This is a genomic window from Pseudomonas sp. R9.37 (genome assembly GCF_963878885.1).
Classification (GTDB): Bacteria; Pseudomonadota; Gammaproteobacteria; order Pseudomonadales; family Pseudomonadaceae; genus Aquipseudomonas.
Genome location: NZ_CAWNZA010000050.1, coordinates 14,369 through 29,219, shown reverse-complemented (window position 1 = coordinate 29,219; position 14,851 = coordinate 14,369). Strand labels below are relative to the sequence as shown.

Genomic DNA, 14,851 nt, shown 5'->3' with positions numbered 1-14,851 from the left:
GAATGCTCTGAAAAACCTGCGTGTGCGCTTACAATCCCGATTTTCAAGCGCACACCCAGGCAGACCCGGCACGACATGACGCTCGACCCTCCTACGATTCTGATATTGACCATCGCGCTGGCTGCCGCTGCTGCCCTGTATCTGGCGGTGGAATGGCGCAGTGTGCGCGAGCCTTCGCTGCTGTTCTGGGCGGCAGGTTTCGCGATCATCAGCGTCGGCTCCACCCTGGCCCTGCTGCGCAGCAACGGCCTGTTGATGATCGGTATCTGGTTTGCCAACGGCTTGCTGGTGGCCGCGCACTGGCTGTTTTTGCTCGGCGTGGCACGTTTTACCCAGGTGCGCTTGTCGCGTGCGTGGCTGCTGATGCTGGTCGCCTGGCTCGGCGTGCTGCTGTTGCCCAGCGACCTGGCGTGGTCCAAGGCCATGCTGATGGTCAACTCATTGCTGGTCGCGTTGCCGACCTTGCGCGCCAGTTTTCTGCTGCGCCCCCACGGCAAATCCCTGAGCATCGGCGCGGTGCAACTGCGCTATGTATTGCTGCTTCACGGCGCCTTTTATATGGCCAAGGCGCTATCGGTAATCATCCCCGGCACGCTGATCGATCTTGCCGCGTTCAAGGGCGAAATCATCCAGGTTTCCTTGGTGGAGGGCGCAATGGCGATCATGTTGATCGCGTTGTCGATGACCGGCTCCGAGCGCTACCGGCGCGAACAGCAGATCGCCCGGCTGGCGGCCCGTGACCCGCTGACGGCACTGTACAACCGCCGCGCCCTGGATGTGCGTGCGCCGCAGCTGTTGGCCCAGGTATCGCCGCAACAGCCGGGCGCTTTGCTGTTGATCGACATCGACAACTTCAAACTGGTCAACGATCTCTACGGGCATATCGCCGGCGACCGTTTGTTGATTGCCCTGAGCGAGATGATCCGCACGGTGGTGCCCGAAGGCGCGCTGGCGGCCCGCTTGGGCGGAGATGAGTTTGTGATCCTGTTGACCAAGGCCTCGACCGCCCAGATCGTCGAACTGGGCAGCCGCTTGCGTGAGCAGTTCCAGCAGTTGGCCGCACACACCTTCACCACCCCGGCACCGGTAACCCTGAGCATCGGCGCCAACCTGTTCGACCAGCCACCGCCGAGCCTGACGGCGCTGATCGAAGAAGGCGACACTACACTCTACGAAAGCAAACGCGGCGGGCGTGACAGCATTCGGCTGGTGGACCGAACGGGAACCGGTTCGTACGGTTAATGGCTTGTTGTGGCGGACGGGATTGTTGTGGCCAGCAGGCTTGTTGTGGCGAGCGGGCTTGCCCCGCGTTGGGCTGCGCAGCGGCCCCATAACGGACGCCGCATTGTTTCAGGGACACCGCGTCGGCAGTTTTTTGGGGCTGCTGCGCAACCCAACGCGGGGCAAGCCCGCTCGCCACTGGCAGCCCGCTTACCACTGCCAGCCCGCTCACCACCGCTAGCCCGCTCGCCACTGCAAACCCGCTCACCACCGCTAGCCCGGTTGCCAGTGCGGGCTTGCTTATTGCCCAAGGTTTGCGCCTCTCAGGCGGGCGCGCGAGTGCTCGGCGCTTGGCGTGAGAACCCATTCACGACGATGTAAAGCAACGGTCCCACCGACACAAACACCGCCGTCAGCAAAAAATACGGCACCAGCGACGCCATCGACCGCCCTCGCCCGCGCGCATCCCGATACATCCACACGCACGCAAGTACCGCCATCAGGTACAGGTCAATCACTACCTGCGCGGTGTCCGGCCGCGACATCAATTCCCGCCCAAATTCCAACAGCGACTGCTCGGCCGTGAGCATCGTAGCCAAGGTGTACAACGAAAATCCGAGCAAACCGGCCAGGGCTAAATAAGGTCTGCGCATGGTGCCTTCCTTGAAATGATCGAGGCTCAACATAGTGATAAGGTTGCGCCTCTCGCAATGACCTCGGAGGTCATGATCAGGCCATGGACACCCCTTCTACTGCCGGCCAGCACCTGCGCCAATTGCGTCGACACGCCAAGCTCAGCCAGTTGGACCTGGCCTTGATCACGGGTGTTTCCCAGCGCCATCTCAGTTGCATCGAAACCGGCCGGGCCAAGCCAGGCCCGGGCACTTTGCATTCTTTGCTGACGGCGCTGGAGGCCCCGCTGGAGCACTGCAACCAGGTGTTCCTCGCCGCCGGATACGCGCCGCGTTACACCGCCACTCCACTCGCCGCCCCGGCCATGGCCGCCGTCCGTGGCGCCGTCAGCCATGTGCTGCACGCCAATAACCCCGCCCCGGCGATTATGCTGGACAGCGAGTGGCAAGTGCTCGCCGCCAACGCCAGCACCGGCCTGTTGTTTGAGCTGGTCGGGATTGAGCCGAATGCCGCCCAGGGGCTGAACCTGCTGACCACGCTGTTGCAAACCGGCGGCCTGGGCGATCACCTGATCAACGCCGAAGAAATCCGCTCCGTCGCCTGGCAACGCGCAACCCGCGAAGCGCTGGGTAATCCTGCACTGGCCGGGTTACTGGCCCGTTTGCCGGTGCCGAGCAGCACGCAGTTGCCCAATGAAATGCCGCCGCTGGTGTTCACCCGCATCCGCTCACATCGCGGTGAGCTGAATTTCCTGTCGACCTTCACCACCTTCGGCATGCCCCAGGACATCACCCTCACGTCACTGCGCATCGAACATCTGATTCCGGCTGACGCGCCCACGTGGCAAGTGATGCGCGCCGCTTACGCGGAGTATGCGGCGCTGGTTTTGTGAAATATCTGTACGTAGACTGCCGCCATACCTCCCACTTGAAGGCGGCGAAAAAAACGTGATGCAAGTTACCGAAGTCTCCATTGCCCAATTGCGCGCGGCGCTTGAAAGCGGCCAGACCACTGCCGTTGAACTGGTCCAGGCTTACCTGGCGCGGATCGAGGCCTATGACGGCCCGCAGACCGCGACCAAATTGAACGCCGTGGTGGTGCGCAACCCGCAAGCACTTGAAGAAGCCAAGGCCGCCGATGCGCGCCGGGCCAAGGGCGAAACCTTGGGGCCATTGGACGGCATTCCCTATACCGCCAAGGACAGCTACCTGGTCAAAGGCCTGACGGCGGCCTCTGGCAGCCCGGCCTTCGCCTCGCTGGTGGCGCAGCGCGACGCCTTCACCATCGAGCGCCTGCGCGCCGGCGGCGCTATCTGCCTGGGCAAGACCAACATGCCGCCGATGGCCAATGGCGGGATGCAGCGCGGCGTTTATGGCCGTGCAGAAAGCCCGTACAACGCTGACTACCTGACGGCACCGTTTGCCTCCGGCTCGTCCAACGGCGCGGGCACCGCAACGGCTGCCAGCTTCGCCGCCTTCGGTTTGGCCGAGGAAACCTGGTCGAGCGGGCGCGGCCCGGCGTCCAACAACGGCCTGTGTGCCTACACGCCATCGCGCGGGATCATTTCCGTACGCGGCAATTGGCCGCTGACGCCAACCATGGACGTGGTAGTGCCGTACGCACGAACCATGGCCGACCTGCTCGAAGTACTCGACGTCGTGGTCGCCGAAGACACCGACACGCGCGGCGACCTCTGGCGCCTGCAACCGTGGGTGCCGATTCCGAGCGTGGCGTCGGTGCGCCCGGCCTCTTACGCTGAGCTGGCTGTGGGCAGCGAATCCCTGGCCGGCAAGCGTTTCGGCGTGCCGCGCATGTACATCAATGCCGACCCCGAGGCCGGCACCAGCGAGAAACCCGGAATCGGCGGGCCAACCGGGCAAAAGATCCACACCCGTGCCAGCGTGATCGACCTGTGGCACGCCGCGCGCCAGGCGTTGGAAGCGGCCGGCGCCGAAGTGATAGAAGTCGACTTCCCACTGGTCTCCAACTGTGAAGGCGACCGTCCTGGCGCGCCGACGGTGTTTACCCGTGGCTTGGTGTCCAAGGAATTTTTGCACGACGAATTGTGGGAGCTGTCGGCCTGGGCGTTCGATGATTTCCTGCGCGCCAACGACGACCCGGCGCTGAACCGCCTGGCGGATGTCGACGGGCCGAAAATCTTCCCGCACGACCCCGGCACCCTGCCCAACCGTGAAGACGACCTGGCCGCCGGCATGGACGAATACGTGCGCATGGCCGAGCGCGGCATCACACCGTGGAACGAAATCAGCACCGTGCCGGATGGCCTGCGCGGGCTGGAACAGACCCGACGCATCGACCTGGAAGACTGGATGGACGCACGGGGGCTGGACGCGGTGTTGTTCCCGACCGTGGCCGATGTCGGCCCGGCCGATGCCGACGTGAACGAAGCCTCGGCGGATATCGCCTGGAGCAACGGCGTCTGGGTGGCTAACGGCAACCTCGCGATCCGCCACCTGGGCGTGCCGACCGTCACCGTACCGATGGGCGTAATGGCGGACATCGGCATGCCCGTAGGGTTGACCTTCGCCGGGCGTGCCTACGACGATTCGGCGCTGCTGCGTTTTGCTTCCGCGTATGAAGCCACCGGCAGCAAACGCCTGATCCCGCCGCGTACACCACCACTGGCAGCAGGCTAAACACGGTTCAATTGTGGGAGCGGGCTTGCCTGCGATAGCGATCGATCAGTCAGCCTATTTTGCACTGACAGACCGCCTTCGCGGGCAAGCCCGCTCCCACAGTGTTGACTGCATTTCAGGCCGGGCCGGTCAGCAGCTGGCTAAACACACTCCAAATGTGGGAGCTGGCTTGCCTGCGATAACGGTGGATCAGCCAACCTGTTTTTAACGACAGACCGCCCTCGCGAGCAAGCCCGCTCCCACAGTGTTGACTGCATTTCAGGCCGGGCCGGTCAGCAGCTGGCTAAACACGCTCCAAATGTGGGAGCTGGCTTGCCTGCGATAGCGGTGGATCAGCCAGCCTATTTTTCACTGACAGACCGCCTTCGCGGGCAAGCCCGCTCCCACAGTGTTGACTGCATTTCAGGCCACGCCGATCAGCAGCTAACTAAACACGCTCCAAATGTGGGAGCTGGCTTGCCTGCGATAGCGGTGGATCAGTCAGCCTGTTTTTCACTGATAGACCGCCTTCGCGGGCAAGCCCGCTCCCACAGTGTTGACTGCATTTCAGGCCACGCCGATCAGCAGCTGGCTAAACACGCTCCAAATGTGGGAGCTGGCTTGCCTGCGATAACGGTGGATCAGCCAGCCTGTTTTTCACTGACAGACCGCCTTCGCGAGCAAGCCCGCTCCCACAGTGTTGACTGCATTTCAGGCCGGGCCGGTCAGCATCTGGCTAAATACACTTCAAATGTGGGAGCTGGCTTGCCTGCGATAGCGGTCGATCAGTCAGCCTGTTTTTCACTGACAGACCGCCTTCGCGGGCAAGCCCGCTCCCACAGTGTTGACTGCATTTCAGGCCAGGCCGGTCAGCAGCTGGCTAAACACACTTCAAATGTGGGAGCTGGCTTGCCTGCGATAGCGGTGGATCAGTCAGCCTGTTTTTCACTCATAGACCGCCTTCGCGAGCAAGCCCGCTCCCACAGTGTTGACTGCATTTCAGGCCACGCCGATCAGCAGCTGGCTAAACACGCTCCAAATGTGGGAGCTGGCTTGCCTGCGATAGCGGTGGATCAGCCAACCTGTTTTTCACTGATAGACCGCCTTCGCGGGCAAGCCCGCTCCCACAGTGTTGACTGCATTTCAGGCCGGGCCGGTCAGCAGCTGGCTAAATACACTTCAAATGTGGGAGCTGGCTTGCCTGCGATAACGGTGGATCAGCCAACCTGTTTTTTAACGACAGACCGCCTTCGCGAGCAAGCCCGCTCCCACAGTGTTGACTGCATTTCAGGCCGGGCCGATCAGCAGCTGGCTAAACACGCTCCCACAAGTTTTACTGCATTTCACATCAAGTCAGGTAGGGCACGGCAATCAACAGGATGGCCGTGCCATGGGCCACGGTTGCCGGCAACACGCCATAGCGCATGCGCACCAGCGCGCAGGCCAGGCCTTCGATCAGGGTGAACAGCAATACCGGCCAGCCCAACTGGGTGACACTCAAGGCCAGAAACGCGTGGCAGGCCGCAAAGGCTACGCCGCTGATCAATGCCGCGCGCAATGGCGTCACCTGCTGTTCGAGGTAGCCCTGCAAAAACCCGCGAAACAGCACCTCCTCCAACGCATTCGCGCCATAGGCCAGCACCACCATCCCCGGCAGCCAGACCCAGTAGCCGTGAATCTCGAACGCCTCGATGCCCTGGTAAACCCGCAGCGGCACACCGAGCAAACAGCCCACCACAAGCCCCACGGCCAAACCCAGCGCAGGATTGCCGATGGTCCAGCGCATCAGCCGCCATAACTCCGGCGCCGTGCGTGCAAGCACCATAATCAGCAGCACTGACATTCCACCCAGCGCCGCCAACACGAAGGCATTCGCGCTGAACGCGATCTGCACTTCGCTGCTGAGCGACCACATCCCGAGCGGCGTCATCGCGTCACGCATCAACACAAATGCCGTCAGCAGGATCAGGATGCGCATCGCCAGCATCGCCCTGGGCGTCAGCGCAAACCATAGCCCAAACAGCACCAGCCCCGGCGCCAGGTGAACGCCGTAGTTGGTCAGTACGCCCATGCCTTGGGTGATCATGCCGGCCTCAACCGTGGGCGACAGCAATCATGTCGATCTCGACCGCTGCCGATTTCGGCAACTGCATCACCCCCACCGACGTGCGGGTGTGCGTGCCGGCGCTGCCGAGAATTTCATGCAGCAGGTCCGACGCACCGTTGGCCACCTCGCTTTGCTGATCAAAGTCTTCGGCGCTGCGCACGTACACGGTGATACGTGCGATGCCCTTGACTTGATCCAGCGAGCCCAATGCCTGCTTGAGCAAGCCCAGGCAACGCAGCGCGCTGATGCCGGCGGCGATTTGCGCCTGGGCCAGGGTCAGGCTTTCGCCGACTTTGCCGGGCAGCACGATCGTGTCGCCGACCCGGGGGATCTGGCCGCTGATGTACAGGTGGTGACCATCGCGCACCAAGGGTGTGTAGTTGCCACCGATTTTGAACTCGTCCAGTTGATAGCCGAGGCGCTGCTGGGCTGCCTGGTATTTTTCGTCTGCTGTCATGCTCGTCAAACCTCGTTGCGACGTTGCCACTCATCCACCACATCGCCCAGGGTCTTGGGGATGTCGCTGCGAATCCAGGCCATGAAGGGCCGGTCGAACTTGAACCCCGGGCCGCAGTGTTCAAGCATGAAACGGCGAACGTTCTGGGTAGTTTTGTAGTGTGGGGTGACGGGGGTGGCGCGGGTAATAACGTCGCTGTGCCAGTTAAAATCCATTTTTCCCTCGGGGGTTCTTGTTGTGCCGGCAGTAGCATAGCGATGTGCTACTTGAGCAGGAAGCGTCACCGTAAAACTCCCACCCCCACACGACGTGTTGAGATGTCGTACAAGACTCTAAAGCGCTTATAACGCGTCACCGCCTAACCTTTTCAAGATATTTCAAAATTTCACTTTCCTTCCCCATCAGAAATATTGCATGGTTGTACGACGACTTAAATAATCGTGCCCGACCCCAACAACAATAAGGAAACACCCATGCAAAACGTCAAAGTGCTGATCGGTTTTCTGTGCCTGTTCACCGGCTACGTCGCAGCTGCGCCTGCCCCCGCCGAAAAGGATGTGGCCCAAGCGGTCGACCAACTGACCCAAGCCATGTTGCACCTGGACCTCAAGCAGCTTCATGCGTTGACCTCCGACAAACTCACCTACGGCCACTCCAGCGGCAAGGTGCAGAACAAAGCGCAATTCATTGCTGATCTGGAAACCCACACCAGCGCGTTCAAGACCCTCGAAATGCAGAACCAGACCATTACCCTCGACGGCGACACGGCCCTGGTGCGTAACCACTTTCACGCACTGGCGGTGAACAGTGGCGTAGACACGCCGACCGACATCGACAACTTCCAGGTCTGGCAGAAGCAAAAAGGCAAGTGGCTGCTGATCGGGCGCCAGGCTTACAAATACTGATGAACGGTGGTGAGCTGGCGCGCGTCAGCTCACCATTGCACCACCTCGCGGACCGTCACCAGCGCCTCGCGCAGCGCCGACATGCTCACCGAGCCCAACGCCAAACGCAGCGCGTGGGGCACGGTTGCCGAGACCGCAAACGGCTCGGCGGTGGACACCGAAATGCCTTCGCGCTGCAGGGCCATGGCGATCTGATCGGCCCTGGCCTCTTCACCCAGCGGCAACCACAGAAAATACGATGACGGGTGGCTGATGTAATGCACGCCCTTGAGCACGTGCGCCGCCAAAGCCTGTCGCGCTTTGGCATCCTGGCGCTTTTGCGCTTCCAACTGATCGACCGTGCCGTCCTCGATCCAGGCCACGGCCATCGCACTCATGACGCCGGGTACGTTCCAGGTGGTGGCCATGATGGTGCGTTCCAGTTTCTTTACCCAGGCCGGGGGCGCGGCAATAAAGCCGACCCGCAACCCGGTCGCGACGCTCTTGGAAAACCCGCCGACGTACACCGTGCGCTCAGGCGCCAGGGTTGCCAATGGGGGCGGCGCCTCCTGCGCCAGAAACGCGTAGGCCGCGTCCTCGATGATCATCAGATTGTGTTGTCGGGCAATGCCGACTAATCCCTCGCGCTGTTCCAGGCTCATCACCCAACCCAACGGGTTATGCAAGGTCGGAATGCTGTACACCGCGCGCACCGGCCGTTTGCTGCACAGGCGTCGCAGGGCGTCCAGGTCCGGGCCACTGGCGGTGACCGGGATCGCGACGATTTCCAGGTGCAGGGTTTCGGCCAGCACCTTAAAGCCTGAATACGTCAGGGCATCGACGGCAATCACATCCCCCGGCTTGAGCAATGCCATCATCGTCACCGCCAAGCCGTGCTGGGCACCGCTGACCACCAGCACTTGCTCGGCCTCCACCACCAGCCCTCGGCTCAACAGGTGCCGCGCCACCGCTGCCCGCTCGTGCAGGCGGCCGGCATGGGGCTGGTAGCGCAGAAGCGCCTCCAGGTCGCCCGACAGCGCCAGTTGGCGCAACGCCGTACGCAGCAAATCGGCCTGGCCCGGCAGCGACGGGTAGTTGAAATTGAGGTCGAGCATGCCCGTCGCTACCGTCATCTGCCCACTGCCCTGCCCCGGCGGCAACGAGATTTCGCGCACGAAAGTGCCGCGCCCGGTTTCGCCACTGACCAGGCCCATCGCCTCAAGCTCGCTGTACACACGGCTGGCCGTGACCAGCGCCAGGCCATGGTCGGCGGCTAATTGGCGGTGGGTGGGCAGACGCGTGCCGGGTGGCAGCGTACCGCTGCGGATATCCCCGGCAAACGCATCGACCAGTGACTTGTAGCGAGCACGTGGCATAAGCGATGTATCCATGACAATTTTTTGATTGTCCTAATCTTCGACCCTAGGATGGCCGAACGCAACTTATCCTTTTCAGGCACGCCCTCATGGAACGCACCTTTGGCCTCAACAGGCTCGACAGCAGCACTCAAGGTTGGATAAACGGTTTTATCGGCGTGCTCATTTTCAGCGGCTCACTGCCGGCCACGCGCCTGGCGGTGATGGAGTTCAACCCGGTATTCCTGACCATGCTCCGCGCCACCCTCGCCGCCGCGCTGGGGCTGTGCCTGCTGAGACTGTTCAAGGAGAAACGCCCATCGCGCGCGCAATGGTTGCCGCTGGCAATCGTCGCGCTCGGCGTGGTGATTGGCTTTCCGCTGCTCACGGCACTGGCGTTGCAATACGTCACCTCGGCGCACTCCATCGTCTTCATCGGCCTGCTGCCACTGGCCACGGCGGTGTTCGGCGTGCTGCGTGGCGGCGAGCGGCCGCGCCCGGTGTTCTGGCTGTTTTCGATACTCGGCAGCCTGTTGGTGATGGGCTACGCCGTCGCCCAAGGCTTGAGCGCCGCGCCCGTGGGTGACGTGCTGATGCTGTTGGCGGTGCTGGCATGCGGTTTGGGCTATGCCGAGGGCGCCAAATTGTCACGCACCCTGGGCGGGTGGCAGGTGATCTGCTGGGCACTGGTGGTGTCGCTGCCGGTGGTGGCGCCGCTGAGTCTGATCCTCGCCCCCGCGACCTTCAGCGGCATCAGCCTGCCGGCCTGGCTGAGCCTGGGCTATGTGGCGTTGTTCAGCATGCTCATCGGCTTTGTGTTCTGGTACCGCGGCCTGGCTCAGGGTGGCATCGCCGCCGTCGGCCAGCTGCAGTTGCTGCAACCCTTCTTCGGCCTGGCGCTGGCGGCGGGCCTGCTGCATGAGCAGGTCAGCCTGGGCATGGTGCTGGTAACGGTTGCAGTGATCGGCTGCGTGGCCGGCGCGAAACGGTTTGCACGTTAACGCTGCGGCGCGACCATCTTGAACTTGATGGTGATGTCGTTGGACACCACGCTGTTGCCCGCCCACTCACCTTCGCCAATCTTGAAGTCGTCGCGCTTGAGCACGAACTCACCGTCGAACACGCCGATGCCGCTTTGCTCCTTGAGCAGCACAGTGATGTTCACCGGCCGCGTGATGCCCTTGATCGTCAGGTTGCCGGCGATCGTGTAGCGGTTGTCGCCCAGTGCTGTGGCGCCGTTGGATTCATACACGCCGACCGGATAGGCCGTGGTGTCGAACCACGCGGGCTGTTGCAGTTGGGTATTGGCGTCCGGGCTGCCGGCGTCGATGCTGGCGAGCTGGATCTTGAGCAACGCATGCGCCGCCTCGGGCTTTTGCGTATCGAACGTCAGGGTGCCTTCAAAGTCGCTGAAGGTGCCATACACTCGCTGCCCGAACTGCTGGAAGGTAAAGCTGATCTGGCTGGCGGTGCGGTTGACGTCTTTGTATTCCACAGCCTGCGCGCTGGAAAACCAACCGAAGACGAGGGCCAGCAAGAACACCTTGGACATTCGACGCTTCATGAAACGCTCCGCGAGAGAAAAGGACACACGTGCTGAGCTAACACGCCATGGCATGGATTTATTCCCATCGGGCGCGCGTCCTGCTAAACAGAGTAGTCGCGAAAAACAATAAGGACTTTTCATGCCCACCCCTTCTCTGCAGGACACCACCGCCCCCGAAGGCATCTGCTACGGCTGCGGCGGCAGCAACCCGCATGGTCTGCACATCAAAAGCCGTTGGGACGCCGATGGCATCCATGTCATCGCCGAGCATCAGCCCGAGGCCAAATACAGCGGCTGGCCCGACCTGGTCTACGGCGGCCTGATCGCCATGCTGGTGGACTGCCATTCCAACTGGACGGCCATGGCTTATCACTACCGCGCTGAGCAACGTGAACCCGGCAGCTCGCCGCGCATCGATTGCGTCACCGGCAACCTCGGCATCAAATTCATCAAGCCCACGCCCATGGGCGTAAAGCTGAGCCTGCGCGCGCGGGTTGAGGGCGAGGTGGGGCGCAAGAGCCGCGTGGTCTGCGAGGTGTACGCCGGTGAGGTGCTCACCGCCATCGGTGACTCGGTGTTCGTGCGCGTCGATACCGGCCAACTGGCGGCTGCCGCCCATGGTCGCGCGGGCTGATCCTGGTCTACATTGATTGCCACCGCTAATCGAGGAATGCACCGATGACTCGTCTCACCGCGAAAGACTTTGCCCCCGAACTGCTGGAACTCTACGACGGCTACGCCCACGGCAAGCTCAACCGCCGCGAATTTCTCGACCGCGCCGCACTGTTCACTTTTGGCGGCCTCACCGCCTCTGCGCTGTTGGCGGCCCTGAGCCCCAACTACGCGCTGGCCGAACAGGTCAAGTTTACCGACCCGGAGATCATCGCCGACTACATCACCTACCCCTCGCCCAAAGGCAACGGCACGGTGCGCGGCTACCTGGTACGCCCGGCCAAGGCCAGCGGCAAGGTCCCGGCGGTGGTGGTGGTTCACGAAAACCGTGGCCTGAACCCCTACATCGAAGACGTCGCCCGCCGCCTGGCCAAAGCCGGCTTCATCGCCCTGGCGCCGGACGGCCTGACCTCGATGGGCGGCTACCCCGGCAACGATGAAAAAGGCGTGGAACTGCAACAGAAAGTCGACCCCGAAAAACTCATGAACGACTTCTTCGCCGCCATCGAATGGCTGATGCACCACGACAACAGCACCGGCAAAGTCGGGATTACCGGCTTTTGCTATGGCGGCGGCGTGACCAATGCGGCGGCGGTAGCCTATCCGGAGTTGGGCGCCGCGGTGTCGTTCTACGGCAAACAGCCGGAGGCCAAAGATGTGCCGCGCATCAAGGCGCCGATCATGCTGCACTACGGCGAGCTGGATACGCGCATCAACGAAGGTTGGCCAGCGTATGAAAAGGCGTTGAAGGCGGCGGGCACGACGTACGAGGCGTACATCTACAAGGGCGCCAACCACGGGTTTCACAATGACTCAACGCCCCGGTATGACGAGGCGGCGGCGAATCTGGCGTGGGAAAGAACCCTAGGCTGGTTCCACAAATACCTGGCCTAGCCCCGATCTGAAATGTGGAAGCCAGCTCGCCACAAAAAGTCAGCGCTCAGCTTGGAAATAACCAGGATTCTCCTGTCACGACACAGAACCCATGTGGGAGCGGGCTTGCCCGCGAAGGCGGTGGGTCAGCGCCCAATCAGCCGGCTGGCACACAGCCTTCGCGAGCAAGCCCGCTCCCACATCAAGTAGTCGCTGTTTTCCAGATCAGTGCTCGAGGGCATACCGCCGGCAATGGTTGAGATAACCCTGCTCATGACTCCCCACCAACTGCACCACACTGGTCCATAACCACGACGGCGCATCCAGCTGTTTGGAGCGGTTTTCCTGCAGCACCGCCATCCACTGCTTGCGCGTGTCACGGTCCATCTGCCGGGCATGGGCGATGCCGACCACGCGGGCCAAGTAACCGGCGGCGTGCATGGCGTCGGTTTCGCTGAGTTCATCCAGTTCCAGCTTCATGTCCTGGGGCAGCAATTCACGGATAAAAAAACCATGGTCGAGAAAACGCGTCGCCAGCATGCGTTCTCCAAGGCCCGGTGACAGCTGACGCGCGCCCTCCACCACCCGCCGCCCATTGTCGCGGGGCATCTTCGCGCGCGGTGTACGCGGTGCAGCCGCGCCAACCGCCTCCTTGATATCGATCAGGCAATATTCCTGATCATCCTTGTCGCCCACGCCCAGCAGTGCTGCATAGCGCAGCAAGCCCAGGGAACTGCAGCCCTTGACCCAATAGGCTGAGTCCAGCAGTTCGACCTTGGCGTCTTTGGGCCGGCCTTTGAGCGAGGTGACCAACTGGTGGATTTCATCCGAGGCGCAGAGGGTTTGCAGGGCGCCCTTTTCAGCCCGCGACAAAGCCCAGAAGTGCTTGCCCAGTGGAATCGTCGGCCGCACGTTTTCAATGCGTTCACGCGCCAGGTTTTTCCAGGTGCGCTCCACCGCGCTGCGCATGCCGGCCTTGACCTGGGAGGGACGTGGCGGTGCTTCGTCGGGCTTGTCTTTGAAGGCTTGTTCGTAGCCGCCGATCATCTCTTCGAGCATGCGCGCGGTGGTCACCCCCGGCAGGTCCGAGCCGCGGGCGGCGGTGGCCAACGACAAGGCCAGGCGCACCAGGTCGTGCGCCGGGTTGCCGATCACGGTCTGGTCAAGGTCGCGGATGTGCATGTCGATACGGCCCTTGATATCGCCGGTCGGGCCCAGGTTGCCTGCGTGGCAGTCGCCGCAAATCCAAATCGCCGGGCCATGCGGCAAGCGACGGCCGGGCTGGCTGTGCAGCCATTCATAAAACTGCACCGTGCTGCCGCGCACATAGGCGTGGGCAGAGCGCGCCATTTTCAAATTGCGCAGTTGCGTGAGGTGGGGCATGCGGTCGGCGGGGCGCGGGGTCTTCATGGATGAACTCAGTGCGGGAGATACAGTAGAGCTTCGCCGCCAAGAGATGTTTCATTTTGTTTCAGGATAGTGGCATTAAGACAGTTTTCCCGGCTGTGCACACACGTCCTGCAGCCACACCTTGAACGCCAGCATCGCCGAGGTTTCGGCCCGCGACTGCAAACGCGTCAGCCAATAACTGCCGGTGGTGATGCCGATGCCGAACGGCTGGCGGATCACATCGCTTTCAAGTTGCCGCGAAAACATCATCGCCGGCGCCAGCGCAACGCCGATGCCTTGCAGCGCCGCCTCCATCATTGCCAGTGAAGAGTCGAACACAATGCTGCGCGGTATCAGGGTATCGGCGGGCAAACCGGCGGCCTGGAGCCACAGGCTCCATTCATCGGCGCGGTAGGAGCGCAGCAAGGTGTGTTTCAACAAATCGACGGGCGCGCGCAACTGCTCGGCAATGCTGGGCGTACACAGCACGGTCAACGGCGCCGCCAGCAGTTCGCAGGCGTCGGTGCCGTGCCATGCGCCGGCACCAAAGCGGACCGCGTAATCCAGGCCTTCGGCGGCCACGTCGACGCGGTTATTGTGGGTGGACAGGCGCAGGTCGATAAACGGGTAGCGCGCGTGGAAGTCCGGCAAGCGCGGCAGCAACCAGCCCACGGTAAAGGTGCCGACGGCCCCCACCGTGAGCACTTCGCGGTAATGCCCGCCTTCGAACTGGCTGAGGGTCTGGGCAATACGATCAAACGACTCACGCACCACCGGCAGCAACGTTTCGCCTTCACGGGTCAGCATCAAGCCGCGTGGCAGGCGCTTGAACAAGACTACATTGAGTTGGGCCTCCAGGCTTTTGACCTGGTGACTGACCGCCGCCTGGGTCACGCACAGCTCAATGGCCGCGCGAGTAAAACTCAAATGGCGGGCCGACGCCTCGAAGGCGCGCAAGGCATTGAGCGGCAGATGGGAACGCAGCATGCTTGACCCCAGATTTTCTAATGGCTGGTGCGAGATATCATCGGTTGTTCGCGGTGGGCAAACTGCCTACATTTGCGGCGCCTGCGCAGGC

The 14,851-nt window shown here is 62.3% G+C and carries 15 protein-coding genes; 7 read left to right on the top strand and 8 right to left on the bottom strand.

Annotated features, from left to right (window positions below):
- Positions 1-75: 75 nt before the first annotated feature.
- Positions 76-1,242 (top strand): GGDEF domain-containing protein, encoded by a 1,167-nt coding sequence (locus tag AACU78_RS28785; RefSeq protein WP_106578997.1) that lies wholly within the window; start codon positions 76-78, stop codon positions 1,240-1,242.
- A gap of 302 nt (positions 1,243-1,544) precedes the next feature.
- Here AACU78_RS28785 and AACU78_RS28780 read toward each other — a convergent pair whose 3' ends face one another.
- Positions 1,545-1,874, bottom strand: a complete 330-nt coding sequence (locus tag AACU78_RS28780; RefSeq protein WP_106579214.1) for a DUF2834 domain-containing protein — start codon at positions 1,872-1,874, stop codon at positions 1,545-1,547.
- A gap of 83 nt (positions 1,875-1,957) precedes the next feature.
- Between AACU78_RS28780 and AACU78_RS28775 the strand changes: the two genes are divergently transcribed.
- Together AACU78_RS28775 and AACU78_RS28770 are read left to right on the top strand one after the other, a co-directional pair.
- Positions 1,958-2,746 (top strand): helix-turn-helix domain-containing protein, encoded by a 789-nt coding sequence (locus tag AACU78_RS28775; protein ID WP_106578995.1) that lies wholly within the window; start codon positions 1,958-1,960, stop codon positions 2,744-2,746.
- A 55-nt stretch (positions 2,747-2,801) separates the two neighbouring features.
- Positions 2,802-4,511, top strand: coding sequence for an amidase (locus tag AACU78_RS28770; protein ID WP_106578994.1), 1,710 nt, complete (start codon positions 2,802-2,804; stop codon positions 4,509-4,511).
- Positions 4,512-5,838: 1,327 nt separating this feature from the next.
- Here AACU78_RS28770 and AACU78_RS28765 read toward each other — a convergent pair.
- The 3 genes from AACU78_RS28765 to AACU78_RS28755 are packed head-to-tail and all read right to left on the bottom strand — an operon-like array spanning position 5,839 to position 7,269.
- Positions 5,839-6,576 carry a CPBP family intramembrane glutamic endopeptidase gene (locus AACU78_RS28765; RefSeq protein ID WP_106578993.1) on the bottom strand — a complete coding sequence of 246 codons (738 nt, stop codon included), beginning with the start codon at positions 6,574-6,576 and terminating at the stop codon, positions 5,839-5,841.
- Between the two features lie 7 nt (positions 6,577-6,583).
- The gene (locus AACU78_RS28760; protein WP_106578992.1) at positions 6,584-7,054 is read right to left on the bottom strand and encodes a RidA family protein; all 471 of its coding nucleotides are present in this window, start codon (positions 7,052-7,054) and stop codon (positions 6,584-6,586) included.
- Positions 7,055-7,059: 5 nt separating this feature from the next.
- Positions 7,060-7,269 (bottom strand): DUF6434 domain-containing protein, encoded by a 210-nt coding sequence (locus AACU78_RS28755; RefSeq protein WP_106578991.1) that lies wholly within the window; start codon positions 7,267-7,269, stop codon positions 7,060-7,062.
- A 258-nt stretch (positions 7,270-7,527) separates the two neighbouring features.
- Here AACU78_RS28755 and AACU78_RS28750 point away from each other — a divergent pair, with 258 nt between their 5' ends.
- Positions 7,528-7,959: a nuclear transport factor 2 family protein gene (locus tag AACU78_RS28750; protein ID WP_106578990.1), complete on the top strand. Its 432-nt coding sequence runs from the start codon at positions 7,528-7,530 to the stop codon at positions 7,957-7,959.
- Between the two features lie 29 nt (positions 7,960-7,988).
- Here AACU78_RS28750 and AACU78_RS28745 read toward each other — a convergent pair whose 3' ends face one another.
- Positions 7,989-9,314, bottom strand: coding sequence for an aminotransferase-like domain-containing protein (locus tag AACU78_RS28745; protein ID WP_106578989.1), 1,326 nt, complete (start codon positions 9,312-9,314; stop codon positions 7,989-7,991).
- An 89-nt stretch (positions 9,315-9,403) separates the two neighbouring features.
- Here AACU78_RS28745 and AACU78_RS28740 point away from each other — a divergent pair, with 89 nt between their 5' ends.
- Entirely contained in the window at positions 9,404-10,294 is an 891-nt protein-coding gene (locus AACU78_RS28740) for a DMT family transporter (protein WP_106578988.1), read from the top strand.
- On the opposite strand, the gene AACU78_RS28735 is transcribed toward AACU78_RS28740, so the two are convergent.
- Positions 10,291-10,857 carry a YceI family protein gene (locus AACU78_RS28735; RefSeq protein WP_169366914.1) on the bottom strand — a complete coding sequence of 189 codons (567 nt, stop codon included), beginning with the start codon at positions 10,855-10,857 and terminating at the stop codon, positions 10,291-10,293. The two genes, AACU78_RS28740 and AACU78_RS28735, sit on opposite strands and share 4 nt — an antisense overlap.
- A 121-nt stretch (positions 10,858-10,978) precedes the next feature.
- Between AACU78_RS28735 and AACU78_RS28730 the strand changes: the two genes are divergently transcribed.
- Both AACU78_RS28730 and yghX read left to right on the top strand, forming a co-directional pair.
- On the top strand, positions 10,979-11,473 hold the full coding sequence (locus AACU78_RS28730; protein ID WP_106578986.1) for a PaaI family thioesterase: 495 nt from the start codon (positions 10,979-10,981) through the stop codon (positions 11,471-11,473).
- 44 nt (positions 11,474-11,517) lie between these two features.
- Complete coding sequence (gene yghX / locus AACU78_RS28725; RefSeq protein WP_106578985.1) at positions 11,518-12,405, top strand: YghX family hydrolase; 888 nt, start codon at positions 11,518-11,520, stop codon at positions 12,403-12,405.
- A 204-nt stretch (positions 12,406-12,609) separates the two neighbouring features.
- On the opposite strand, the gene AACU78_RS28720 is transcribed toward yghX, so the two are convergent.
- Positions 12,610-13,794: a DUF2252 domain-containing protein gene (locus AACU78_RS28720; protein WP_106578984.1), complete on the bottom strand. Its 1,185-nt coding sequence runs from the start codon at positions 13,792-13,794 to the stop codon at positions 12,610-12,612.
- 75 nt (positions 13,795-13,869) lie between these two features.
- On the bottom strand, positions 13,870-14,760 hold the full coding sequence (locus AACU78_RS28715; RefSeq protein WP_106578983.1) for a LysR family transcriptional regulator: 891 nt from the start codon (positions 14,758-14,760) through the stop codon (positions 13,870-13,872).
- Positions 14,761-14,851: the final 91 nt, after the last annotated feature.